The organism is Labilithrix luteola, from assembly GCF_001263205.1.
In the GTDB taxonomy this organism is placed as follows: domain Bacteria; phylum Myxococcota_A; class Polyangia; order Polyangiales; family Polyangiaceae; genus Labilithrix; species Labilithrix luteola.
In genome coordinates, this window is the sequence record NZ_CP012333.1 from 9245610 (window position 1) to 9269899 (window position 24290).

General features: G+C 67.0%; 20 protein-coding genes. 9 read left to right on the forward strand and 11 right to left on the reverse strand.

Annotated elements, in window-relative coordinates:
- Positions 1-392: 392 nt before the first annotated feature.
- Positions 393-1172 (forward strand): PP2C family protein-serine/threonine phosphatase, encoded by a 780-nt coding sequence (locus AKJ09_RS40060; protein WP_146653100.1) that lies wholly within the window; start codon positions 393-395, stop codon positions 1170-1172.
- Between the two features lie 22 nt (positions 1173-1194).
- On the opposite strand, the gene AKJ09_RS40065 is transcribed toward AKJ09_RS40060, so the two are convergent.
- Both AKJ09_RS40065 and AKJ09_RS40070 read right to left on the reverse strand, forming a co-directional pair.
- Complete coding sequence (locus AKJ09_RS40065) at positions 1195-1554, reverse strand: hypothetical protein (RefSeq protein WP_146653101.1); 360 nt, start codon at positions 1552-1554, stop codon at positions 1195-1197.
- 53 nt (positions 1555-1607) lie between these two features.
- Positions 1608-1955, reverse strand: coding sequence for a ribosomal protein L7/L12 (locus tag AKJ09_RS40070; RefSeq protein WP_146653102.1), 348 nt, complete (start codon positions 1953-1955; stop codon positions 1608-1610).
- Positions 1956-2391: 436 nt separating this feature from the next.
- Between AKJ09_RS40070 and AKJ09_RS40075 the strand changes: the two genes are divergently transcribed.
- Complete coding sequence (locus AKJ09_RS40075) at positions 2392-3402, forward strand: D-alanine--D-alanine ligase (RefSeq protein WP_146653103.1); 1011 nt, start codon at positions 2392-2394, stop codon at positions 3400-3402.
- A 493-nt stretch (positions 3403-3895) separates the two neighbouring features.
- Here AKJ09_RS40075 and AKJ09_RS40080 read toward each other — a convergent pair whose 3' ends face one another.
- Complete coding sequence (locus AKJ09_RS40080; protein ID WP_146653104.1) at positions 3896-4099, reverse strand: hypothetical protein; 204 nt, start codon at positions 4097-4099, stop codon at positions 3896-3898.
- A 122-nt stretch (positions 4100-4221) separates the two neighbouring features.
- Here AKJ09_RS40080 and AKJ09_RS40085 point away from each other — a divergent pair, with 122 nt between their 5' ends.
- From AKJ09_RS40085 to AKJ09_RS40100, 4 genes are read left to right on the forward strand one after another with little or no spacing between them, the layout of a single operon-like run.
- Positions 4222-5793 carry a serine/threonine-protein kinase gene (locus tag AKJ09_RS40085; RefSeq protein ID WP_146653105.1) on the forward strand — a complete coding sequence of 524 codons (1572 nt, stop codon included), beginning with the start codon at positions 4222-4224 and terminating at the stop codon, positions 5791-5793.
- Between the two features lie 30 nt (positions 5794-5823).
- The gene (locus AKJ09_RS40090; RefSeq protein ID WP_146653106.1) at positions 5824-7335 is read left to right on the forward strand and encodes an ABC transporter ATP-binding protein; all 1512 of its coding nucleotides are present in this window, start codon (positions 5824-5826) and stop codon (positions 7333-7335) included.
- The gene (locus AKJ09_RS40095) at positions 7335-8381 is read left to right on the forward strand and encodes an ABC transporter permease (RefSeq protein ID WP_146653107.1); all 1047 of its coding nucleotides are present in this window, start codon (positions 7335-7337) and stop codon (positions 8379-8381) included. The genes AKJ09_RS40090 and AKJ09_RS40095 overlap by 1 nt, the downstream gene beginning before the upstream one ends.
- Complete coding sequence (locus AKJ09_RS40100) at positions 8378-9289, forward strand: ABC transporter permease (RefSeq protein WP_146653108.1); 912 nt, start codon at positions 8378-8380, stop codon at positions 9287-9289. The genes AKJ09_RS40095 and AKJ09_RS40100 overlap by 4 nt, the downstream gene beginning before the upstream one ends.
- A 6-nt stretch (positions 9290-9295) precedes the next feature.
- Here AKJ09_RS40100 and hutI read toward each other — a convergent pair whose 3' ends face one another.
- Both hutI and nagZ read right to left on the reverse strand, forming a co-directional pair.
- On the reverse strand, positions 9296-10531 hold the full coding sequence (gene hutI / locus AKJ09_RS40105) for an imidazolonepropionase (protein ID WP_146653109.1): 1236 nt from the start codon (positions 10529-10531) through the stop codon (positions 9296-9298).
- Positions 10528-11619 carry a beta-N-acetylhexosaminidase gene (gene nagZ, locus AKJ09_RS40110; RefSeq protein ID WP_146653110.1) on the reverse strand — a complete coding sequence of 364 codons (1092 nt, stop codon included), beginning with the start codon at positions 11617-11619 and terminating at the stop codon, positions 10528-10530. Before nagZ ends, hutI begins: the two co-directional genes overlap by 4 nt.
- Before the next feature lie 185 nt (positions 11620-11804).
- Between nagZ and AKJ09_RS40115 the strand changes: the two genes are divergently transcribed.
- The 3 genes from AKJ09_RS40115 to AKJ09_RS40125 all read left to right on the forward strand — a co-directional run bounded on the left by AKJ09_RS40115 (position 11805) and on the right by AKJ09_RS40125 (position 18824).
- The gene (locus AKJ09_RS40115; protein ID WP_169928246.1) at positions 11805-12728 is read left to right on the forward strand and encodes a CAP domain-containing protein; all 924 of its coding nucleotides are present in this window, start codon (positions 11805-11807) and stop codon (positions 12726-12728) included.
- A 1525-nt stretch (positions 12729-14253) separates the two neighbouring features.
- Positions 14254-15147, forward strand: coding sequence for a hypothetical protein (locus AKJ09_RS40120; protein ID WP_146653112.1), 894 nt, complete (start codon positions 14254-14256; stop codon positions 15145-15147).
- Between the two features lie 428 nt (positions 15148-15575).
- Positions 15576-18824: a fused MFS/spermidine synthase gene (locus tag AKJ09_RS40125; protein WP_146653113.1), complete on the forward strand. Its 3249-nt coding sequence runs from the start codon at positions 15576-15578 to the stop codon at positions 18822-18824.
- A 198-nt stretch (positions 18825-19022) separates the two neighbouring features.
- Here AKJ09_RS40125 and AKJ09_RS40130 read toward each other — a convergent pair whose 3' ends face one another.
- The 6 genes from AKJ09_RS40130 to AKJ09_RS40155 form a co-directional block, all read right to left on the reverse strand.
- Positions 19023-19844, reverse strand: a complete 822-nt coding sequence (locus tag AKJ09_RS40130) for a hypothetical protein (protein ID WP_146653114.1) — start codon at positions 19842-19844, stop codon at positions 19023-19025.
- 95 nt (positions 19845-19939) lie between these two features.
- Positions 19940-20416, reverse strand: coding sequence for a hypothetical protein (locus tag AKJ09_RS40135; protein WP_146653115.1), 477 nt, complete (start codon positions 20414-20416; stop codon positions 19940-19942).
- Positions 20417-20418: 2 nt separating this feature from the next.
- The gene (locus tag AKJ09_RS40140) at positions 20419-20928 is read right to left on the reverse strand and encodes a hypothetical protein (protein WP_146653116.1); all 510 of its coding nucleotides are present in this window, start codon (positions 20926-20928) and stop codon (positions 20419-20421) included.
- A 343-nt stretch (positions 20929-21271) separates the two neighbouring features.
- Positions 21272-21859 (reverse strand): type IV pilin protein, encoded by a 588-nt coding sequence (locus AKJ09_RS40145; protein ID WP_146653117.1) that lies wholly within the window; start codon positions 21857-21859, stop codon positions 21272-21274.
- 99 nt (positions 21860-21958) lie between these two features.
- Positions 21959-22498 (reverse strand): type IV pilin protein, encoded by a 540-nt coding sequence (locus AKJ09_RS40150; protein ID WP_169928247.1) that lies wholly within the window; start codon positions 22496-22498, stop codon positions 21959-21961.
- A 308-nt stretch (positions 22499-22806) separates the two neighbouring features.
- On the reverse strand, positions 22807-24261 hold the full coding sequence (locus AKJ09_RS40155; protein ID WP_146653119.1) for a sigma-54-dependent transcriptional regulator: 1455 nt from the start codon (positions 24259-24261) through the stop codon (positions 22807-22809).
- Positions 24262-24290 lie beyond the last annotated feature (29 nt).

The window sequence follows — 24290 nt, forward strand, 5'->3', positions numbered from 1 at the left end:
GGCCCCCCGAGGCCGCGCCGAGATCCCGCTGCGAAGGGGGAGGCGCGATTCACGCGCGCGAGGCTACCCGAATTGCGAGGGCAGGAGGGGAACGCGGGGTGGAAGGGGCGCTCGAGAGACGCCCTCGAGAGATGCGCTCGGCGCTCTAGGGCCCGGCTGGCGGAGGTCGACCCTGCCGGCCAAGGGCCCCGTGATCGCCACCCCCCTGAAAAATCAGGGACTCCCCGCTGAATTTCTTTGATGTGTGAACGAGGTTTATGGGGCTATGATCAGGTGAGTTGGTTGCTGTTCCGTGACCACATGCCACCCGCTGGCACCGACTGGCACCCGCTGGCACCCGCTGGCACCCACGGCACCCGTAAGAGCGCTCCGAAGATGGTCCGAGCATGGCGATGAGCAACCAGCCCGCCCAGCCCCCCTTGCGCAGGACGGGGACCGGTCTCACCGACGTCGGTCGTAAGCGGCAGTCCAACGAGGACGCCTACTTCTTCGACGATCGCCTCGGTCTGTACATCGTAGGCGACGGCATGGGAGGTCACGCCGCCGGCGAGGTCGCGAGCCAGGAAGCCGTCGAGCAAGTCTACGGCATGGTGAAGCGAGGGATCGGTAACCTCCACGAGCTCGCCGATCCGCCTGTCGAGGAAGACGTCCGCGCCGCCAGCCGCTTGATGGAGAGCGCGATCCAGGCCGCGACGTACATGGTCTTCTCGATGGCCGAGATGGACCGCGGGAAGACGGGGATGGGCACGACCCTCTCGGCCTTGCTCGTCCTCGGTGAGTTCGCGGTCACGGCCCAGGTCGGCGACAGCCGCATCTATCGCGTGCGCGACGGCGGCGTCGAGCAGCTGACCGAAGACCACACGCTCATCGCCTGGCAGTTGAAGCAGGGCCTGATCACGCCGCAAGAGGCGAAGAAGTCGCCTCACCGCAACGTCATCACCCGCGCCGTCGGCAACCGCGACTACGTGCAGGTCGACACCGGTCTCGTGAAGCTCGCTCCTGGCGATCGCTTCCTCCTCTGCAGCGACGGCCTGCACGGCTACTTGCGCGATTCGGACATCGCTCCGATCGTCGCGCTCGGTGGCGAGGCCGCGACGAAGAAGTTCATCGCCCTCGCGAACGAGCGAGGCGGCAAAGACAACATCACCGCCATTCTCGTCGAGCTCGACTAGCCGGACTATCCCGGACTATCCCCTATTTCGTGCAGCGGGGGAGGCCCTTGCGGCGCGTGTTCTGCGCGCCCTCGTTGGCCGTCTCGCGCGTCTTCTCGGCGCCTTCGTTCCAGCGGACCTTCGCTTCGTCCTTGCCACCTTCGACGAGGCCAGCGGCGCCCGCGCCGAACGTCTTCACGCCTTCCACGGCGGTCTTCGCGCCCGTCTTCACGCCTTCGGCGCCCGTCGCGACCGCCACGTTGATGTCGTCGCCGACGTCCGCGCGGCAACCGGGATCAGGACTCTCAGCAGGCTTGGACTCGCTCGACTTGCAGCCCGCGAGCGCCGCGGCGGTCGAGAGAGCGAGGGCAGCGAGGGAAACGCGAAGGGAAGACGACAGCATGACGATTCCTGGATGCCTCTCGATGGCCATTGGTTGTTGGCCCAGCCGTGGCCCTACACGATGCGGGCGCGCGCGCCGGCGCGAACGAGGTCGTCGACGAGCGCTCGAGCCCGTGACGGATCGATCGTGAGCCGAATCGGCCTCGGACTCTCGACGATGTCCTTGGCCTCGCGAAGCCCCGTTTTGAAGGTCTCACGAACGACCTTGATGATCATGATCGCGTTGGGGCCGACGTCGAGGATTTCGACGAGTGGCCCTGCGCCGGCGCTACCACCTACGCCGCCGCGCATCGGACCCGTTGGATGCGTCGGATGCGTTGGCTCACGGCGCTCGACACCGCAATAGCGGCACGCGACGTCCGACGTTGCGTGCGGGGCACCACAATTCGGGCAGCGGTCCATGGCTCGAAGCTAGCCGAAAAATACCGCGCGAACGTACCCACCAAACGAGGGACCGGTCATCGCGGCGACCAGTTCGGCCAAGTTCCCATTCAAGGTGTCAACAAGAAGTTTTGCGACGAAGTTGGCCCCTTGACCCCCAGCACTGTACGTGAGACGAGCTTGCTCGAGTTTGTCCCGGGATGACCTCCCGAGAGAGGCTCGAAGCGTATCTCTTGAGGTGCTCGGTAACGTGTCCCCCGGGACACACGGCCGTTCCCCTGAAGCCCCACTAAGCCCCATCAGCCCCCACCAGCGCGACTTGAGGCTCGCGTCACGGAACGTGATGGCTCGGATTTTTCGGGATTTCGCGGACTTTCTTTTCGCAACCGACTTTCCAGGGCGGCCGGCGCGGATCTTGGAGCTGCCAGACCACAACGCATCGAGCGAGGTTTGACCGATGAAGAAGCGGCGCGTGGGGGTGTTGATGGGCGGTACGAGCGCCGAGCGAGAAGTCTCGCTCCGGACGGGCGAAGGTGTCGCGCGTGCCCTCGAGGCGCGTGGTCACGAGGTCGCCCGCGTCGTGTTCGGTACCGAGCCGGTCGACAAGACGCTTCGTGACGCGAAGATCGACGTCGCGTTCCTCGCTCTCCACGGCCGCGGTGGCGAAGACGGCTGCATCCAGGGCATGCTCGAGCTGCTCGGCATTCCCTACACCGGCTCCTCGGTTCTCGCCTCGGCGCTTGCGATGGACAAGCTCAAGGCGAAGGAGATGTTCCGTCTCCACAACATCCCGACGCCCCCCTACTACGTGGCGACGGAGAGCGACCTCGTCGAGCTCGAAGAGCTGCACGGCAGCTTCGGTTTCCCGGTCATCGTGAAGCCGCGCGGCGAGGGCTCCTCGATTGGCCTCACCAAGGCCGAGAACATGCGCGAGCTGCGCCTGGGCATCGAGGCGGCGCTGGAGCACGATCGCTGCGCCCTCGTCGAGCGCTACATCAAGGCCACGGAAGTCCACGTCGGCATCCTCGACGGGCGCGTTCTCGGCTGCATCGAGGTTGTCCCGAAGAGCGGTCTCTACGACTACGCCGCGAAGTACACGGCCGGCGAGACCGACTACATCCTTCCGCCGCGCATCGCGCCCACGCGGGCCCGCGGCGTCATGAACCTCGCCGAGCGCGCGGTTCGGGCCCTCGGCTGCACGGGCGCCGTTCGCGTCGACCTGCTCGTGACGGAAGGCGAGAACGAGTACGTCCTCGAGGTCAACACGCTCCCCGGCATGACCCCGACGTCGCTCCTTCCGAAGATCGCCGACCACGCGGGGATCGATTACGGCTCCCTCTGCGAGATGATCCTCGAAGGCGCCGACCTCCACGCGGGCGCGCATGGCGAGCGAAATGCGGCGAATCGCCGTCGCTCGGGCGTCACCTTCAAGGAGCGCGACCTCTCGCTGGTGCGCAAAGCGGTCTGACTCGTGGGGGCTTTGCCCCCCTCGAAACCTCCGGTTTCGAGCCTCCCCGCGGGTCGCGGCGGGTCGCCTGACGGCGCGTCGCGCTAGGAGCGCGACGAAGAACCCGCCGCTCGCCTCGTGGCGTCTGCAAGCCGTGTTGTCTCCGCCCCGGTTTTGAGTCTGCCCGCGCACCAAGGGGGCCTCGTGCTTCGCACGAGTTTAGGCTGGCCATTTGGAGACCTGCGGTCTCCCTCGAAACGTCTTGTTTCGAGCCGAAAGGAGCCTTAATCGAGGGCCAAAAATGAAGGCTGGCACCGGGATTGTGCAGCCCAGGGCGCCTGCTAGCGGTCCCAACGTCCTCTTTTCCGAAAAGCCCGGCCGCGCGAGGCCCTTCCGGTTGGCAATTCGCCGCGCTCGGGAGAGGCCAACTCGTGCGAAGCACGAGGCACCCTTTGGTGGGCAGGGGGAGGCTCGAAACCGGAGGTTTCGAGGGGGACCGCAGGTCCCCACAAGGTTAATCGCGAAAAAGGAGCTGGTTGAGCTCCTGGAGGCGGAGCTCTTCGTCGTCGTCGCGGGCGCCTTCGCCCTTGGCGTCGAGTTCGCGCTGCTCCCGGTCGGCCGTCTCGAACTCGGCCATTGTGAGTATCTTTGTTTGTCGGCCGAAGTAGGCGTGCTGTTCTCGGTAGTCGAGGTAGCGCTTGTGCGTTTCGGGGGTCATGGGCGCTTCGAAATCGGGACGTTAGCACCGTCATGATGGTTGGCGAAAGCCGGGCCCAGCGTCGTGATACGCTTCAACCCTGAGGACCCTCCCGATTAAGTCATTTCAGTCAGGGCGTTAGCGTGCAGGCATTCGACGATTCTCTTCCTCGACTCCTCGGCGGACGGTACCGCCTCGAGAAGACGCTCGGTCAGGGCGGGATGGGCATCGTCTACCGCGCGACCGACATGCAGATGCATCGGCCCGTCGCGGTGAAGCTGATCCGCTCCGGCGGTGACGTCTCGCTCGACGAAGAGGTCGCCGGTCGCTTCTTGCGTGAAGCGAAGAACACCGCGCGCGTCCAGCACGAGAACATCATCGAGGTCTACGATCTCGGACGCGCCGACAACGGAGACCTGTTCTTCGTGATGGAGCTGCTCGAAGGCGAGTCGCTCTCCACGCGCATGCGCAAGGAAGGTCGGCTCACCCCCGAGGTCGCCGTCCACATCATGCGTCAGATGTGCGCCGCGCTTCACGTCACGCACACGGCCGGCATCATCCATCGCGACCTGAAGCCGGCGAACGTGATGCTGCTCCGGCGCGCGGGCGACTCGGACTTCGTGAAGGTGCTCGATTTCGGCGTCGCGAAGTCTTACTCGAACGATCAAGAGACGGCGCTCACGCACACGGGCATGCTCGTCGGAACGCTCGAGTACATGGCGCCCGAGCAGATCATGGGGCGCAAGGTGGACGGCCGCACGGACGTCTACTCCGTCGGCATCGTTCTCTTCCGCATGCTCACCGGCAAGCCGATGTTCCGCGACACGAGCGTGCCGGCGCTCATTCACGCGCACCTCAACGTCAAGCCGAAGCCGATCACCGAAGTCTACCCAAAGCTGTCGAAGGCGCTGGCCACGGTGGTGGCCAAGTGCCTCGAGAAGTTGCCCGAAGATCGTTACCAGACGATGGAGGAGCTCTCCGAGGCGCTGAAGGCGGCTCTGAGTGCCGAAGAAGTCGGGCTCCTCAGCCTCGGGTACGACGACGATGGCGACCCGTACGCAGCAGGTGACGCGACCGAGGTCGTCGGTCAGAACGCGCCGCCGCCTGCCAAGGCCGGCAGCGAGACGTACGAAGACGCCACCGTGAGGATGGACCGCGCGCCGAGTGGCCCGCCGGGCTCGGGAGGCCCTCGGATCCCAGCTGGCAAGGTGCCCGCGCCTTCGTTGCCGAAGCCGGCGCCGCCGCCTCGCCAGCCGCGCGCGATCGAGAATTTCGTTATCGCGACGGAAGATCTGGCCACCGAGGTTCGCCACGTGCCGGCGGCCGCGGTGAGTCGTCCGGAGATCCCGACCCGCGAGTGCGCCATGTGCCGAACGCCCAACGTGGCGCATGCACCCGCCTGCATTGCGTGCGGCGTGTCACTCGCGCCCTCGGATCAGGCGGCGGTTCGTGAGCGCGTGGTGCCCTCCTCCCTGCCGCCCGCACTTCCGCCTCCGCAGCCACAATATCCGTCGGTCCCTCAACCATTGCCGTCGGGAGCCTCGCTGCACGCCTTTACGCCTCCGCCGGCCCCGCTTCCTCCGCCGGCGTGGGCCGCCCAGGCGCCTTCACCACCGGCCGCCCCGATGCAGAGCGAGGGATTCGACGCGATGGTTCCGGCGCGACCGAGCTTCTGGCGTCGCTTTCTTGCGTGGCTAGGCTTCGGCGGACGCTGATCGCGCCGCAATTGCCGTATCCTAGCGCGCGTGGCGGTCGAGCTTGCCCGTGCCCTGAACGTCGAGAAGCGCTGTGGCGTGGACGTCATTGCCGTGAAGGGCGCCACCTGCACCTTCGAGTCAGGCGTGATTCACGCGGTGTGCGGTGAGAACGGCGCGGGCAAAACCACGCTGCTCAAGATGGTGGCCGGGATGTCCGTTCCGGACAAAGGTCGCATCGAAGTCGGCGGCAGCATTCTCGCGCCTCACACGCCGCGCGAGGCCATCGCTCGGGGCGTGGCGATGGTGCTCCAGCACTTCGCCCTGATCCCCGTCTTCACCGTGCTCGAGAATCTCGTGCTCGGCGCCGAGCCTACGGGGCCTGTCGGAATGCTCGACGTCGATGCGGCGCGCCGAAGGGCCGAGCGCGTGGCGCAGGAGCTCGGAGTGTCGCTCGCGCTCGACCAGCGCGTCGAATCGCTGGGGATCGGCGATCGACAGCGACTCGAGATCATGCGCGCGCTCTTTCGTGACGCAAAGCTGCTCATCCTCGACGAGCCCACCGCGGTGCTCACGAAGGTCGAGGCCGCATCACTCTACGCCACGCTGCGCAGGCTCGCGTCGGCAGGCAAGGGCATCGTCGTCGTCACGCACAAGATGGACGAAGTTCGTGAGCACGCGGACTACGTGACCGTGCTGCGCCGCGGCGAGCTGGTCTTCACGCGCGCGCTCGATCGCTCGGGGCAGGCGGTTCCCATCGCCACGCAGGTCGACGACGTCACCGCAGCGATCATGGGCGCCGGTCGCGCCGGAGCGAGGTCCACGCGGTCAGCGGTGCAAGTCGCGTCGGAGGCGCCGGTCGTCCTCGACGTGAAGAACGTGCGCGCGGGACCGCTCGACGACGTCTCGCTCACGGTGCGCGCCGGCGAGATCGTCGGGATCGCCGGCGTGGAAGGCAACGGTCAGCGCGAGCTCCTCGAGCTCGTGGCCGGCGACTTCGAACCGGTCGGCGGCGCGATCGAGCACGGACGCGTGGCCGTGATCCGTGAAGATCGCCAGACCGAGGGGCTCGTGCTCGATGCCTCGCTGCGCGACAACCTCGTTCTCGGCGAGCTCGGCTCCTTCACACGGCGGGCGGGGTTGCTCGATCTCGAGGCCATCGAGAAGGAAGCCTCTGCGCGGCTCGCGCGTTCGGGCGCAAACGCTGGCCTCGATCGCGAGGCGCGCACGCTTTCGGGCGGAAACCAGCAGAAAATCGTGGTCGCGCGTGCCCTCGCGCAGCTCGACGAAGGCCGGGCGGAGCGGCGTGTCCTCGTGGCGGCGCATCCCACGCGAGGCATCGATCTCGCTGCCTCGGAAGACGTGCATGCTCGATTGCGCGACGCGGCTCTACGAGGTGCCGGCGTGCTCGTGATCTCTTCGGACCTCACCGAGCTGCGCGCGCTCGCGCATCGGCTCCTCGTTCTCGCGCGCGGTCGCATCGTCGCCGAGCTGCCGGTGACCGCGTCCGACGAGGAGATCGGTCGTCAGATGCTGGGCGTCGCGCACGCGGGGGAGGCCTGATGCCGGCGCGGTCGCAGCGAGCCCTTGCCGTCGTCAGCGGCCTCGCCATCGGCTGGCTCGCGTTCTGTCTGCTGGTTTGGGGTTACGGCGCTTCACCGCGTGCGATGGCCGGCCTGCTCTTCGAAGGGACGTGGGGCTCGAGCGGCGGCATCGGTCAGGTCTTGTTCAAGGCCACACCGCTGCTCTTCACGGCCGTCGCCGTGGATGTGGCGCTCCGTGCGGGGCTCTTCAACATCGGCGCGGACGGACAGGTTGCGGTGGCGAGCCTTGCTGCGGGCGTTGTCGGTTCGCGGCTGCCTGCGGGAACGCCGGCCGCCCTTGCGCTGCCCGCCACGATGATGGCCGCCATGGCGGCCGGAGGAATGTGGGCCGCCGTCCCGGCGATCCTCAAGGGCCGCCACGGCGCGCACGAAGTGATTTCGACGATCATGATGAACCGCATCGCTGACGGTGTGGTCGGCTTCGCGCTCGGCGCAGGTGGCCTTGCGCTGGCAGGATCGGTGCGAACGGCCGAGATCGTACCCGGCGCACGCATTCCCCGGCTCGAGACGTGGTTTCCTGCGTTTCGTGGGAGCGCCGTCAGCCTCTCCGTGCTGCTTGCGGTGATCACCGCCCTGGTCGTCACGCAGTCGTATCGGCGAACGCGTTTCGGTCGCGAGCTCGTTCTCATCGGCCAAGGAGCGCGCGCGATGGAGGCGGCGAAGGTGCCCGTGGCGCGACGCTTCGAGCAGGCTTTCGTACTGTCCGGGGCCATTGCGGGGCTCGCGAGCCTCGGCACGGTGCTTGGCTACAAGGGCTATTTCGAAGAAGGCCTCGGGGCGGGCGCGGGCTTCGGTGGGCTTGCCGTGGCCCTCCTCGGACGCGGTCATGCGCTCGGTTTGATTGCCGCCGCGCTGCTCTTCGGCACGCTCGAACAGGGAGGGCTCGCGGTGAACGAGTTCGTTCCGAAGGAGCTCATGGATGTCGTGGCGGGCATCGTGGTCGCGGCCGTGGCGGTGGAAGATTTGCGTGCATCTCGCACACGATCGGCGGGGGCCTCGACGTGAGCGTGCTCGAGGTCGTCCTCTCGGGAACCATGGTCGCGCAGACGGTGCGGATGACGGTTCCATATGCCTGCGCGGCGCTCGGTGGCGTGCTCAGCGAGCGGAGCGGCGTGGTGAACATCGCCCTCGAAGGCATCTTGCTTTCGTCGGCGCTCGCGTCGGCGGCGTTCGACGTGGCCACGGGCAATGCGCTGGCAGGCATTTTCGCGGGCGTTCTCACCGGGGCCGCGATCGGCTTCGTCCACGCCACGCTCTGCGTTCGCGCGCGGATCGACGCCATCGTGAGCGGGATCGTCATCAACCTCGTTGCCGCCGGCGGAACGCGCTTCATGCTGCGCGGGCTCTACGGATCGAGCTCGAACTCGCCGCGTGTGCCGGGGCTCCGCTTCTTGGCGGATCAGGGCCTCTTCGTCCGAACGCTGCTCGACCCGTTCGTCCTCGGAACGCTGGCCGCGGTGGTGCTCGCGTCGTGGATGCTCCGTCGTACGCGGTTCGGGCTACGGCTTCGTGCGTGCGGCGAAGATCCGGCGGCTGCGCAAGCGGTGGGCGTGCACGTGGTCGGCATGCGTACGGCCGCGGTGACGCTGGGCGGCGCCGTGTGCGGCCTCGGGGGAACGGCGCTCGCCTATGGGCTTCACCAGTTCCAGGCGGGCATGAGCGGCGGACGCGGCTTCATCGCTCTCGCCGCGGTGATCGTGTCGGGCTGGCACCCGCGCCGTGCTGCGCTGGCGTGCTTTGCGTTCGCGGTGCTCGATGCCTTGCAGAGCGTGCTGCAGAACCAGACCACGGTTCCCTCGCAGATCTTCTCGATCTTGCCGTTCGTGGCCACGCTCGTGGTGCTGGTGTTCGTGAGCCGCGGCAGGCAGGCGGAGCTTCGCGCGCCCGCCGGCCTCGGCAAACATCCGGACTGAGCGCGCTCAGCTACGGCCGATACACACGCCGTCGCGCAGGACGAGGAGCGTCTTCGGCGAGCCCCACGGCTGCACGATGGCGTTCTCGTGCGGCAGATCCCACACGACGAAGTCCGCGCGTGCACCGGGCGCGATGGCTCCGCGCGGGTGGGGGACCGAGCCCCACAGGCCGAGGGAAGCCGCGGCGAGGCGCGTGGCGCCGAGGATCGTCTCGGCGGGCGTGAGGCCGTACAAGCGAACGGCGAGGGCCATTGCGAGCGGCAAGCTCTCGGTGGGCGCCGTACCGGGGTTGGCGTCGCTCGCGACGACCATCGGAATCCCGGCAGCGCGCAGGCGTTCGACCGGCGGGGGCTCCTGGCCGAGCGTGAAGGAAGCGGTGGGCAGGAGCACCGCCGAGACGCCGGCCTTGGCGAGGGCGGCAATGCCCTTGTCGCTGACGTTCTCGAGGTGATCGACCGAACGCGCGCCGACTTCGGCAGCGAGCTCGGCGCCTCCCACGTCGGCGAATTGTCCAACGTGCAGGCGAACGCCGAGCCCGAGCTTCTTGGCCGATTCGCAGACGAGGCGAGCTTCGTCGACCGTGAACGCGTTCTTGTCGACGTAGGCATCGACGAACTCGCAGAGCTTGGCGCTCGCGAACTCTTGCAAGAGCGTGGTCGCTGCGCGGAGCACGTAGTGATCGCGGCTGGCCTTCGCGCTCTTGGGGAGGGCGTGCAGCGCGAGGAAGGTGGGAACGACGTGCGGGAGATCGCGCTCTTCGCGGACGCGCGCGATGGCGCGGAGCTGCTTTCGCTCGCCCTCGGGCTCGAGGCCGTAGCCGCTCTTCACCTCGCAGGTGGTGACACCGAGGCTCGCCATCCGCTTGAGGCGCGCGGCGAGCGTCTGCTCGATCTCCTCCTCGGAGGCGTTCATGACGGCGTTGTGCGAGGCGACGATTCCGCCGCCCGCCGCGGCAATGTCGAGGTAGCTGGCGCCTGCCATGCGCATCACGTACTCGTCGTGGCGCGAGCCGACCCAGGCGGCGTGCGTATGCGCATCGACGAGGCCCGGCGTGATGACGCGATCGCCGTGGTCGATGATGGGAACGTTCGCGCCGGCGCTCGCTCGGGGGCCAACCCAGCTGAACGAGTGCTGATCGTAGAGGATGACGCCGTCCTCGATGGTGCCGAGGGGGTTGTCCTTGGTGATCCGTGCGGGATCGCACGTGACGATGCGCTTGGCGGCAACGCCGACGAGACTCATGACGATGCTCCTGCCGCAAGCCGTCGTTCGAGCTCGACGCTTGCGGGCTTCGTGGCTTCGAACACGGCGCCGAGCGCGCGCTCGTCCGTGATCGGCGTGGGGACCGCGCGCGTTCGCATGGCGAGCGCTCGGCCGTAGGCTTCTTCGCAGCGGCTGCGGAAGGCAGCGCTCTTTTCGGCTTCGCGCACGAGGGCTTCGTGGGCCTCTTCGGCGAGCTCCCATTTCGAGCAGACGAGCAGCACGTCGCATCCGGCGGCGATGGCGGCGACGGCGGCCTCGGAGACGGGCTGCGCGATCGCCTTCATCTCGAGATCGTCCGAGAAGAGCACGCCCTGGAAACCGAGCTCGCGGCGGATTAGATCTGTGCAAACTGCATGCGAAAGCGTGGCGGGGCGCTCGGCGTCGAGGGCGGGGTAGACGACGTGGGCCGTCATCATGGCGTCGATGCTCGGGCGCTGGGCGAGGGCACGGAACGGCGCGATCTCGATGCGATCGAGCTCTGCCCGCGCGCGCTCCACGCGGGGAAGGGCGAGATGCGAGTCGACCGTGGTGTCACCATGGCCGGGCACGTGTTTGGCGCACGTCAGGATCCCGGCGCGCGAAAGACCGTCGGCCCATGCGCCCGCGTAGCGAGCGACGGCCTCGGGCGTCTCGGCGAACGCGCGATCGCCGATGATCGGATTTTCGGGACGCGTGTGGACGTCGGCGACGGGCGCGAAGCTCATCGTGAAGCCGAGGGCTTTGAGCTCGCGTGCGTGCGCTTCGGCCGTGCTCGCGAGGAGCTCCGTGTCGCCGATGTCACCGAGCCGGCGCATCGGAGGAAGCGGCATCGCCGGCGGTCCGAGGCGAACGACGCGCCCGCCTTCCTGGTCGACGGCGATCAGCGCCGGGACGCCTTCGGGCATGGCCGCTTGGACGGATGCGTTGAGCTTCGCCACGCCGGCCATCGAAGGCCCGATGTTGCGACGGAAGAGGACGACTCCGCCGCGGACGCCGCTGGCGAGGGCGCGGGTTTCGCGGGCCTCGAGCTCCGTGCCGGCAAGCCCGACCACGAGAAGCTGGCCACACAGGACGGAGGTGGAGGGCATCGAGTATGGTCTATCAGATCGCAGGGATGATTCGGAACCCCACGCAACACACGCTTACGCTCGTCGGCCTCCTCGCTTTGTCAGGTTTGGCAGGCACAGCCGCATGTTCCGGGGCCACTGCAACGCCGCCGGCTCCGTCGAGTCAAGCCGGCCAAGAGCCGCCGCGAGCGGCGTCTGCGCCTTCCGTGGCGACGAACGCGGCGTCGCCCGGCGGTTCACCCGCTGTGACGCCGCCCGCGACGAAGAAGCCCGCCGCTCCGTTCGTCCGTCAGACGAAGCCGCTGACCATCCCGGAAGCTCGCCGTTACATGCTGGCGCTCATCAATCGTGACCGCGCCTCGCAGGGCCTTGCTCCCGTGGAGCTCGACGAGGGAGCGGCCACCACCGCGGGCCAAGCGCACGCCGAAGACATGGTGCGGCTCGGCTATCTCGGCCATTGGGGAAGCGACGGCTCGGTGCCCGAGCAGCGCTACACCGACGCGGGCGGCGCCGACATGGTGCTCGAGAACGCGCTCTGCTTCACCGACGAGAAGAAGCGAACGCTCGACGGCCAACCGCGGATCGATCCGGCCCAGATCGAGAAAGCCGAATCCCAGTTCTTCGACGAAGTGCCACCGAACGACGGTCACCGCCGCAACATCCTCCGCCCGTCACACACGCACGTGGGCATCGGCGTTGCGCAGCCCCTCGCGACCGCGACGGAGCTCGCCGTTCCGTGCTTCACCCACGAGTTCGTCGACGCCTACGGCACCTACGGCTCGCTCCCGAAGCGCGCGAAGGTCGGCGCCACCGTCCACGTCTCGGGAACGCTCGCGGCGAACGCGGAGCCCACGGGCGTCGGCGTCGCGCGCGCGGCACTGCCGAAGCCTCTCGAAGCAAGCGAGCTCAACAAGCGCCGCAGCTATCCGGTCCCCAAGCCATTCCAGGTGTACTGGCGCCCCGGCTTCGTCACGCCGATCCCCGTCCGCATCGACGGCCGCAATTTCTCGATCGACGTCCCGCTCACCGACCGCGCCCAGCCCGGCCTCTACGAAATCAGCATCTGGGCCCGCCTCAACGGCGCCAAAGAAGACTCGATGGTGAGCGTGCGCACGATCGTGGTCGAGTAACAAGGGGCTCCGCTCAGGCCCTTTCGAGGGCAACGGATGGCGCTCGAGAAGCGTCCAGCTCGAGGCACGTTCGCGGCCGTTACCCGAGACTCCACACTTCTGTCTGCGCCAACCTGATGCAGCAATTCCCGAATCTCCGTAGTCAATTATGACCGGAAGTGCGGAGTGGCGCATCGTGGAACCCCGTATTCGAAACGAGCGACTCTTGGGGAAAGCGATCGTTCGAAATATTCACGTGGCTCAGTTCTGCGTCGCCGTTCTCGCCTCCCTAGGGCCCTAGGGAGGACACATTGCCAATGAGCGCCTTCGTTGGGGAAAGTTGTATTGGGTGCGTCGTGTGCGCTCGCTCTTCGCGCGATATCCACGCGGGTTCGTGCGAGCAGCGTCTTCCCGCCGCGCGACTTCGGTAGCGATCGGCTCCAGACCCCTTCCTGCGCTCACCATCTCCCAGGATCCCGTGGGCGTAGAGGGCGAAGGATTCCTTTTGCTCGCGCCGCGCACGTGCTTGGCAATGCGCTCGTCGAGACATTGCCGAAGCCGAAGCTCCATCGCGCCGTCGTCCAGCGTCGTCATCCGCGTGCAGAACGCACGCACGCGACCTCGATGGAAACTCCGCCAGCGATCCCAATCGAAGAATGGAGAGACCCACGGAGAGACAAACACATGCGCCCACGCCGGCGGAGTAAACGGTGTTAACACTACTGCGAGCGACTGGCGTCCGCTCGTGAGCACGTGACCGGCGCCAGGATTCTGCCGGGTTCTCCAACGGAGGCTTTGCGGCTGCGAATGGGCAGGTGAGCTGCCCGCACGGGCTCTGCGAAGCCGAGATGCGCAGCCGACCTGCCTGGGATGCGGCATCGGGGGCCGGACGAGGCTGGTGCGATGCCTCCGGGGGGGTGTGCGAAGGCGCAACGAGCAGCCGAGCTGCCTTTGGAATCTCCGCGAAGGCGAACTGACCAGCCGACCTGTCACGGACGCCGCAGCGGAGTCCGAAGGAGGACAGGTGAGCTCCCCTCGGAGGGTTCGCGAAGCCGACGTGAGCAGCCGAGCTGCCATGGCTGCCGCAGTGGGGACCGAAAAGGGCAGGTGAGCTGCCCTCGGGTGCGTCGCGAAGCCGACATGAGCAGCTCAGCTGTCGTACCTGCCACAGCGCGCGCCGACGTCACCGCGCGCCCTGCCTAGGGACGTGCTCCGTCGCTCGCCGGCATCATGAGCGCCGCATGCGCCGAGCGGATTCGCCGCAGCGGGCGATTTTCGATTTGGTTTTGGCAATTCTCCTTTCCAGTGGCCGATACGCGACTAGGCTCCGGCGCTCTCGACCTCATCCGTCGGGAACAACCTCGCGAGCGCGCGGGCTCGACGGACGCGAAGGCATCGGCGCCAAGGCGCTCGTCGTTCGACGTTCGACACGCACGTAACGGTGACCGAGAAGGCAGGCCACTTCTCGCGCTTCGATCGCAAGGCCCAGCGGGTCTCGCGCATCGGCGTGTCGAATTGGCTGCATCATCAGCAAAGGGGGAATTGAATGCCTACGATTGTGGAACGGGACTTTCAGGGATTCACACTCGAATTTCGTACGGACTACGAGTCGTCCACAGGCGCGCGGACGGCGCTCCGCCCGGAGCTCCTCCTGCCGGTGAACCTCGGGCCCCGCGAAGTCGTTCGGTCGGTGTTCGCAGTCATCCCGGCGGTCGCGCCGCTGCGGGCGCGGCTCGCCACGCTGACGGAGTTCGATATCAACAACGTCGACAAGCTCGCCACGTACGCGAATGGTCTGGGCTACGCGCAGACCGTCTACGAGACCAGCTCCGCGCCGCAGGAGGAGATGGCGAAATACCTGGAGGAGGCCACGCGTCGTCGCGAGGTGCTGCTCGCGGATGCCCAGGCGCTCACGAAGCACGAACTCATCGGCGCCAAGCAGCTCGACGAGCTCAAAGGCTCGACGGGCTACGCGAACGTGGCCGCCGACCTCGGGATCCTCGTACGTGTCTTCCGAGCGGGCTGGGACCGCATCGCGTCGAAGACCGCGGTGACCGCCGAAGATCTCGACAAGGCCGAAGGGCTCAGCGAGTACCTGCTCCGGAGCACCGCCCAGCGTGCCAAAAAGCCGGACCTTCTCGCCGCCGCCGCGGAAGATCGGCAGCGGGCCTACACGCTCGTCTTGCGCGCCTACGACGAAGTTCGCCGCGGCATCACGTATCTCCGCTGGCACGAGGGCGACGCCGACAAGATCGTGCCCTCGCTCTGGGCCGGCCGCGGTGGTCGAGGGACCCCGGACCAGACGACGCCGAACCCCGTCGATCCGAACGCGCCGAATCCCAATCCCGCGCCCGTACCCGTGCAGACTGCGCCCGTCGCCGCGCCGGCTCCGAAGTCTGGCGTGGGCATGCCCGGGAGCTCGCCGTACTCGGACAACTGACATCAGCGCAAGAAGACGTCCTCGGCGAATCCCCCAACGTTCGCCGAGGCGTCCCCCCGCCCACGGAGCACCCAATGCCCGCGAAGGAGAAGTTCATGTTTCAGATCTCGGATCTCCTGCCGAGATGGGCGGAGGTGGCGACGAGGTAGGCGGATCGAGACGCACAAGGCCATAGAGCGTCAATGCGACGCTCGTCCCGCCCTTCCAAGCGGAACGCGGCTTCCCGAAGGGGACTGCGCATGGAAGCGTAGAGCTGGACCTTAGCGAGGGCGTTGGCTCGGCTGACGGCCTGCACTCGCGGCCTAGCAGCGTCGGCGACGTGGCGACGTGGATCTCGGATGACCGGGCGGTCATTGCAATTCTCTTCGAGCCAGGGAGCCTTCGTTGGAGCTTTGCAACGCTTGCTCAACCTGAGATTCTCGTGGGTCATGGGTTTTCGCTTACCGCGGGTCGCGGGTCTTCTCTTCTTCTCGGGGGCCGCAGCGCTCGTCTATCAGACCGCGTGGCTTCGAGAATTGCGGCTCGTTTTCGGAGCTTCCACGGCGGCATCGGCGGCGGTGCTCGCGGTGTTCATGGGCGGGTTGGGCGTCGGAGGTGCGCTGCTCGGCAAGCGCGCTGACCGCGCCAAGAACCCGCTGATGATGTACGCGAATCTCGAGCTCCTCGTCTCGCTGGCCGCAGCGCTGACTCCGCTGCTCGTGCGCCTGGCCGACGCCGTGTACATCCGCCTCGGCGGTGTCGCCGCCATGGGAAGTACCGTGGCAATGCTCGTGCGGCTCCTCCTCTCCGTGATCGTGCTCGCGCCGCCGACGGTCGTCATGGGCGGTACGCTGCCAGCCGCTGCGCGTGCGGTCGAGCATGCGTCGGACACCGGCCGCCAGCGCGTGGCCGTGCTCTACGGCGTCAACACGTTCGGTGCCGTCCTCGGCGCGCTAGCGGCGAACTTCCTGCTGCTCGAAGTCTTCGGCACGCAGATGACTCTCTGGCTCGCGTGCCTCATCAACGCGCTCGTGGGCATGGTCGCGCGCGCTTTCGCGCGGTCGCCGGAGACCGAAGAGGGCGCGGGCGAGGTCGCGCGCGAGGCGGAGCCCGCCGACGTCGCAGAAGCGGCGTCGTCGTCGTCACAATTCGGCTGGTTCCCGCCGCTCGCGGCGGCCGTGTCCGGCAGCACGTTCATGCTGATGGAGCTTGTCTGGTATCGGATGCTCGGTCCGATCCTCGGCGGCTCCTCGTACACCTTCGGACTCATCCTCGCCGTTGCGCTCACCGGGATTGGCGCCGGTGGCGCCATTTATGCGCGCTCGCGAATTCGTCCGAGTCTTTCCGCCTTCGCGGCCACGTGCGGAGCCCAGGCGCTCGTCATCGCGCTGCCATACGCGCTCGGCGACAAGATCGCGATCCTTTCACTGCTCCTGAGGCCGCTCTGCCGGGCGGGGTTCGCTCCGAGCGTCGGCGTCTGGGCCTTCATCACGTCGATCGTCGTGCTCCCCGCGGCGATTATCTCCGGCGCCCAGTTTCCCCTCGTGATCGGGCTCTACGGTAAGGGCTCCAACAGCGTCGGCAAGGACGTCGGCAATGCCTATCTAGCGAACACGATTGGCGCGCTCGTGGGATCGATCGCTGGCGGCTTCGGTCTCTTGCCGCTGCTCTCTGCGCCACGATGCTGGAAGCTCGTCGTTGTGCTCTTGGTGGCGACCGCAGTCCTCGCGCTCGCTTTGGATCTCAGCTCGCGTGGCCGACAGCTCTTCGTCAGGGCGAAGGTCCTGATCTCGGCGTCGCCGGTGATGGCGCTCATGGCGCTGCTGATGCTCGCGTTTCGAGGACCGTCGACCGTCTGGAGACACTCTGGCATCGGTGCCGGCCGAGCGGACGCATGGACGGAGAACATGACCTCCGCCACGATTCCTTCTTTCGAACGAAAGAAGGCTGACTCGACCTTGGCCTGGGAGGTCGACGGGCTCGAGAGCAGTGTCGCGCTCGAGCGGGACGAAGGATACACATTCATCGTCAACGGCAAGGCCGACGGTCATACGATCGGCGATGCTCCCACGCAGGTCATGAGCGGGCTTCTCGGGGCGATGCTGCATCCCGATCCCCGCAAGGCGCTGGTCGTGGGGCTCGGCACGGGCAGCACCGCGGGCTGGCTCGGCGCGATTCCGGAAATCGAACGCGTAGACGTCGTGGAGCTGGAGCCCGCGATCCTTCGCGTCGGGCATGATTGCGGTCCGGTCAACAGGAACGTACTCGACAACCCGAAGGTTCACGTTCAGCTCGGCGACGCGCGCGAGACGCTGCGCACGACCAAGGAACTCTACGACATCATTTTTTCCGAACCGTCGAACCCGTATCGTGCGGGAATCTCGAGCCTTTACACCGAAGAGTTCTATCGGGCGGCGTCGCTGCGCCTTCGCGAACGGGGGCTCTTCATCCAGTGGGTTCAGGCCTACGAGGTCGACCCGTGGGCAGTCGCTACCGCCGTCGTGACGTTGAAGCAGGCCTTCAAGAACGTCTCGATGTGGCGGACGATGCGAGGCGACTTGCTCCTCGTGTCGCAGAACGACGAGGCGGTCGTCGACGTCGCGCAGCTTCGCGCGCGCCTAGTCAAAGAGCCCTACCGAAGCGCGACGCGCCTCGTGTGGCGGACGGGGAGCGCCGAGGGCGTTCTCGCCCACCACGTGGCGAACCCCGCCTTTGCAGAGGCTCTCGTGACGAACGAGCTCGGCGTGGTCAACCATGACGATCAGAATGTTTTGGAGTTCGCATTTGCCCGTGGCGTTGGGCACATCGGCAACCTGGTCGACGAACGCGTTCGGGATCTCGCCGTGAAGCTTCGCACAGCGCGCCCGCGGGTCGTCGGCGACGTCGACGAGCAGCTTTTGCTCGAGGAAAGTTGGCTCAGTCAGCTCTTCGCGGATGTTCCACTCGATCCACCTCCGTCGACGATGCGAGCGAGTGAGCGCGCCTTCGCCGAAGCGATGGTCGCGATGAACTCCGGGGCGCGCGCCAAAGGATTGAAGGCCTGGGCGGCGCTCCAGCGAAAGGCCAACAGCGTGGGCGAGACTGCGCTCGTCGCCGACGCGATCGCGCACACGAACGTGACGGGGGCCGAATCGTTGATCGATGGTGTCGATGATCCCGCCGAGCGCGAGATGCTCCTCGCGATCCTCGCGCACCATCGCGGTGACGCGAATGCTGCTGCCGATGCGCTGCAGCGAGCTTTCACGCTCCTGCGCACCGACCCGTGGGCGAGGCCGTCGGTGAGCAACGAGGCGCTCGAACTAGCGGCGGCTCTATCGTCGAAGAGCCGTCCGATTGCCGAGCGCCTCTACGCCGCCCTCGAGCCGCCGATGGCCGTCGAGCAGCTTCGCCGGCACCGGCTTTGGGTGCGCGCGCGGATTGGGCGTACGATCGACGCAGCCCATTGTGCGACGGTGTTGCACGAGCTCGAGCCCGCCCGCCTCATTCGGGACCAGCTCGAGATGAGACTGGCCTGTTATCGCGAGGCAAACGACCCGCTCACCGCAGCCGCCGAGGCCGATCTGCTTCAGCAGCTCGCCAGCGAGGGGAGTTTCGGAGAAGGGATCCCTGCTGCTCCGCCCCCTCCGGGCCTCGCCGCGCCGCGCCGTGCCGTCGAAGGTGCGCCGGCCGCCGCCGGCGACGGCGGAGCAACTCCGTAAGCTTGGCGGACAGACTCGGCGCACGGACGCGAAGCCTCCCGCACGCGAAGCCTCCCGCACGACGTGGCACGCGCGATCGCTCGTTGTTCGTTAGCGACTCGTTTCCGACGGGACCCGATCAATGGTCTCCCGCCATCCGAACCCGGAGCGAGCGGAGGGGGGCGTCCCGCGCAGAAGCCGTGTTACCCAGCGCGGCTGTTAGCGGCGTTCGGCGATGACGCCCGCCCAGTCGCGGGAGCAGCCTGGCGTGTCATAGGAGGCAGGCCCCGCACACTTCGCAGGAGAGCGGGCAGGCCCGATGAGAAGCGCCGCCGAGCGCGAGACGAAGTCGAATCGGCCATGCCACTCACGGTCGACGACGGACGTGGCATCAGCCGCCTCGGCCGTGGCTTCGAGCATTCGCAGCTTGAGCAAAATCTGCTCACGCGTATCGGGGTCGTCCGTCATTGCATAGGCGCGCTGCAAGTGTTCGACGGACGCCTTGCGCTCGCCGGCTTTGGACAAGATGGTCGAGGCCGCCAGTGAGCGCTGGGCGTCGGCACCGAGTTCGACGGCGCGCGTTAGCGCCGCGGCGCCGTCGATGCGCCAGCGCTCGATCTCTGCTTTGTCCTTCAAAAACGAAGGCGCCAGAAACGCGATGAACTGCCCGTAGTGGAGCCACACCGTCGCGTCGTACGGGCGTTCTCTCGTTCCGCGTTCGAGGTACGCGCGGGCTTCGCGCGCACGCTCGGGCGTTGCACCGCCCGGCGCAAACAAGAGGAGCGTGTCTACGAACTCGTATACGGTTTTGAAGTCCGGCTCGACGGCGAGGATTCCATCCACGTAGCGCGTAACTTCCGGGAACGCGCGCTTCTCTTGCCAGTGGATGCCGTATTCCAGGATCAGCTTCGTCCAGAGGAGATCCGCCGCACCTGCCCGATATCCGAGCGTCATTGCGCGGAGCTGGTCTGGCGGCGGCAGTAGGAAGACGTCGTCGCGTTGCTGCACTTTGTGCACGGATGTCGCGAGCGACGGCTGCACGACGCCAACACCTCCAGCGCAAGCGAGTGCGAGGGCTGCCGCGAGGACCCAGCGACCGACGCGATGCGCGCGCGAGGCTGAGGGCTTTGCGCTCGTCACTCGAGCTCCGATTCGACGTACATACCCGGCATGAGCACCGGCTTTTCGCCCGGACGCGCGTACCCTCGTACCTCGAAGGTGCTGAGAATGCCGTCGCCGTCGAGGTCGCCTCGTGCTTGCGCGACGAACGCGGTGCTGCTGCCCTCGAACGAGAACGCGTACGCGTGGGGAACGCCTTCGGGCACTGGGCGGAAGCCGAGTGCCGTCCACGTCGGCCCGTCCCAGGCCCCTGGCGCATCGGCTTCTTTGTGACCCCGCGGCGGCGACGCGGGCGTGAGCGGCGCCGAGTCTGGGAAGCGCCCGTTGGCTTCGGCGAAATCCACAGCCGCGGCGCCGATCTCGGCGAGCCCCCTCGTCGGCTCGACGAAGCGAGATGCATGCAGATCGCGGACGAACGCCGGGACAGCGACCGCAGCCACCGAGCCGAGGAGCGCTACGCCAATCGCGAGCTCGACGGGAGTGAACCGTCGCACGCTTACTCCTCGGGATCCTGACGGACCATGGAGCGTCCGACATGGGCTGTCATGCCCTCGTCCGGTTCGACCATAATCGAGTACGTCGAGCGCACGCCGTCGCCGTCCAGGTCGCCTTGGGCCGAGATGGTCGCTTTGGCCGTGGCGCCCGCTCCCTGCGCGTCGAACGAGTACTGGAAGCACTGAGGCTGGACGATCGAGAAGCGCAGGTCACGCCAGGGGCTCGCGGACCAGTCGGCAAGGTTGCTCTGGTAGCGCTTTCCGCGAACGCTGAGCGGATCTTCCGGCACGGCCACGCGTGAGCTCGGCGGAAAGTGCCGCATGGCGTGAACGTCCTGAGGTGACGCCCCCGCAGGCTGGGTGGCGTCCGACGCGTTGTAGAATTCGGCGGCTGCGCCAGCGAGCGAGTTCAGCGAACTGATGGCCTCGGTGGTCTTCGCGTGTCGCACGTAGCGGGCGAGGCCGTACATGCCGATGGCGCTCAGAATGGCAGCCAGCCCGAAGAAATTCATGAGCTCGATCGCCGAGAAGCCCCGGACTTTCTGAGCTGTTTTCAACGCCACGCGCAAGGGACGCTCGCTTCGACGTGGGCCTGCAAAGCCACTTTCACGCCCGGCACGATAGCGCGAATCGCTTGCCTTGGGGATCCGCTTGGCAATGGCGGGAAGCTTCGCTTTCGAGGCACGTTTTCGGAGGGGTTGTGGGGATGCGGATGTGCACAGCGCCCGCGCGTAGGTCCCTTGAGGTGGGTGAGCAAGGCAGCGCTGCGCATTGAGCGTCGAAAATGCGTCGAGCCCCGCGTGCGCACGGCACGCGAGGCCCGTCGGTCGACTCGCCTTCGCAGCGATCAGCCGATCACTCCTCCGGCGAGACCTCCTGGATCGCCGGAGCCATCGTGAGGCGTCCTTCCTGGATTTGCCCCAGCACCGTGAAGGTCGAGAGCACGCCGTCGCCGTTGAGGTCGCCCTCAGCGGTCGCGGAGATCTGAGCGGCCTCCGTGGCCGTTCCGTTCGGCCCGCCACCCTTATAGTCGTACATGTAGTACTGCGGGGCCGTCATTTCGAACTTGAGGCAGGGGAAGCCCGCTGCAGCCTTCACGTCGGCCGGGTTCGACCAATCGGCCTTCGTCGACTGGTATTTCTGTCCCTTAATCAAACCGGCCGTGGCAGGAACCTTGTTCGCCGAGTCGCCGCACGTCGAGCGGACGACGTCCGTGGCCGTGCCGACGGCGAGAACCTTCGCGTTCATGCGCTCGCCTTCGAAGGCGGTGACGGCGTCCTTGCCCATCTGGCCGAGGGAGTTCTTCGCCTCGGCGGTCTTCGCGTTCGCGATGTACTTACGGACGCCGTAGACGGCGAGGACGGCGAGGACGCCGACGATCGCGACGACGATCATGAGTTCGACGAGCGTAAAACCACGCTTGAGGCGGCTGCGAATGGACATGGTGCGTACTCCCTTGGTTTATTTATGCCGGCCTCGACATGCCCATTCGCGCGGAAGCCGGAGCGCGCGGTGGGAAATTCCCTGCTGTGACGAGGCGAACTATTCGCCGTCGTTGCGGGTGAAGATTTGATTTCCGAATGAAGTGCCAGTGAGCTCGGTGTAGAGCCCATGGTCGTTGTTCAGGTCGGCGTGAGCCTGGATGATGTACCAGGGCACGGTCGCGTCGGCGCCGGAGAAGTCCACACCCGTCGTGAACGGATCGGCGACGCCGCGAGTACCCGCGGCGACGCGGTAGCCGAACTGAACGGGCCCGTCGACGTGGACGGGGAGGACGGACCAGGTGTTCGTGCCGCCGTTGCAGTTCGGGTCCCACGCCCACTTCTTCTGCTGCGAACCGTCGGAGGGACAGAAGTTGACTCCGAGGTTCGCGTAGGTCCCGCGCTCCGCCCGGTAGTCCTCCTGGGCGATGCGGATCGCCGAGATGGTCTGCTGGGCCTCGCTCAGTTTCGAGCTCAGAACGAGTTTGCGGTAGCCGACGACGGCGATGACCGCGAGCACGCCGACGATGCAGACGACGATCGCGAGCTCCACGAGCGTGAAGCCTGCGTTTGCGTTCCTCCTGCGCGAGTGCCTCGCCATGCGTGATGACCTCCTTAGCAGAGCCCGTGCCATGGTCGCGGTGCGGACCGCGTCGGGCCATGATCCTATCGTTTGCGGCCGAAAACTCGGAAATTTGCGAGCTGCGCCCGAGCGTGTCCGCGGTTTCGTCAGCGTGTGGGACGACAAAAAACGTCCATTCGGGGGATGGGCCTAGGACGAAAAACGTTCATCGCCCGGGTCGAGACGCGCGCGCCGTGTACGCAGATCGGTGCGCCTACCGCGAGCCGTGAGGCTGCAACATGCCAAGCTCCCTGCTCTTGGTGACGAACGCGTGACCGCGCGGGTCGTCAGTCGTCGATCTTCGCCGCGACCTTCAACAACTCCGACGGCGAGACGTCCGTGCTGAGCGGCTCGTCGTCGTCGTCCTGCATGGCGTGCTTCTGCATGCGGTAGCGAAGGCTTCGCAGGGTGACGCCCAGCGTCTTGGCGGCGGACGTGCGAACGCCGCCCGAGCGGTCGAGCGCTTGGAGAATGAGCCGGCGTTCGAGCTCGCCGAGGACGTCGTCGAGGTTGCAGCCGTCCTCGGGGAGCGACATGAGCGAGGGACTCGGCTGCGAGGCCGCTCCGCTCACTTCGTGCGGGAGATCGCCGAGGCCGATCTGCGAACCCTCGGCCAGGGCCACCGCGCGCTCGATGATGTTCTCGAGCTCACGCACGTTGCCCGGGAAATCGTAGGCGTCGAGCGCGCGGAGGGCGTCGGCCGAGAGGCCACGGATGTGTTTGTTGTGCTCGCGTGAGCAGCGATCGAGGAAGTAGCTGGCGAGCTCCGGCACGTCTTCTCGGCGCTTGCGGAGCGGCGGCATCTCGACGCGAATGACGTTCAGTCGGTAGTAGAGGTCCTGACGAAATTTGGCGGCCTTGACGTCGTCCTCGATGGGCCGGTTCGTCGCGCCGAGCACGCGCACGTCGATGCTCGTTTCGTTGGTCTCTCCGACACCGCGCACCTTCTTTTCCTGAAGGACGCGCAGAAGCTTCACCTGCATGCCGAGGGGAAGCTCGCCGACCTCGTCGAGGAGCACGGTGCCGCCATCGGCCTCGCGGAAGATCCCGAGCTTGCGCGTGTTCGCGCCGGTGAAGGCGCCTTTCTCGTGGCCGAAGAGCTCGCTCTCCATGAGCGCTTCGGGGATGGCGCCGCAATTGACGACGAGAAACGGCTTCTCCTTGCGATCCGAGAGTTCGTGGATCGCGCGTGCGATGCGCTCCTTGCCGGTGCCGCTCTCGCCTGTGATGAGCACCGTGGTGCGGCTCGTGGAGATTCGCTGCGCGAGCTCGAGGATCTGGCGCATCGGCTGCGAACGGCCGAGGAGATCCTTCGGGCTCTGACGATCGACCTGGGCCCGGAGCCGCGCGTTCTCCGCGACGAGCGCGCTCTTCTCGAACGCCTTGTGAATCAGGGCGCGGAGCTCGGTGGTCGCGAACGGCTTCGTGACGAAGTCGTACGCGCCGCGCTTCATCGCCTCGATGGCGATTTCGACCGTCGAGTGCGCCGTCATCACGACGATCTCCGTCTCGCCGCTCCGCTCCTTGGCGTGGGAGAGCAGATCGAGGCCCGATCCGTCGGGCATCATGAGGTCCGTCAGCACCACACCGTAGGGCGTCGGCGCATTGCGGATGGCGTCTCTCGCCGTGGTGAAGCCGGGAGCCGTCGCGACGTCGTAACCCTCGCGACGAAACAGAATGGACAGCATTTCACGCAGACCCGGCTCGTCGTCGACGACCAGAATGCTGCTTCGTGTGGCCATGGTGCGGGAGGATAGACGTCCGAGCTAGC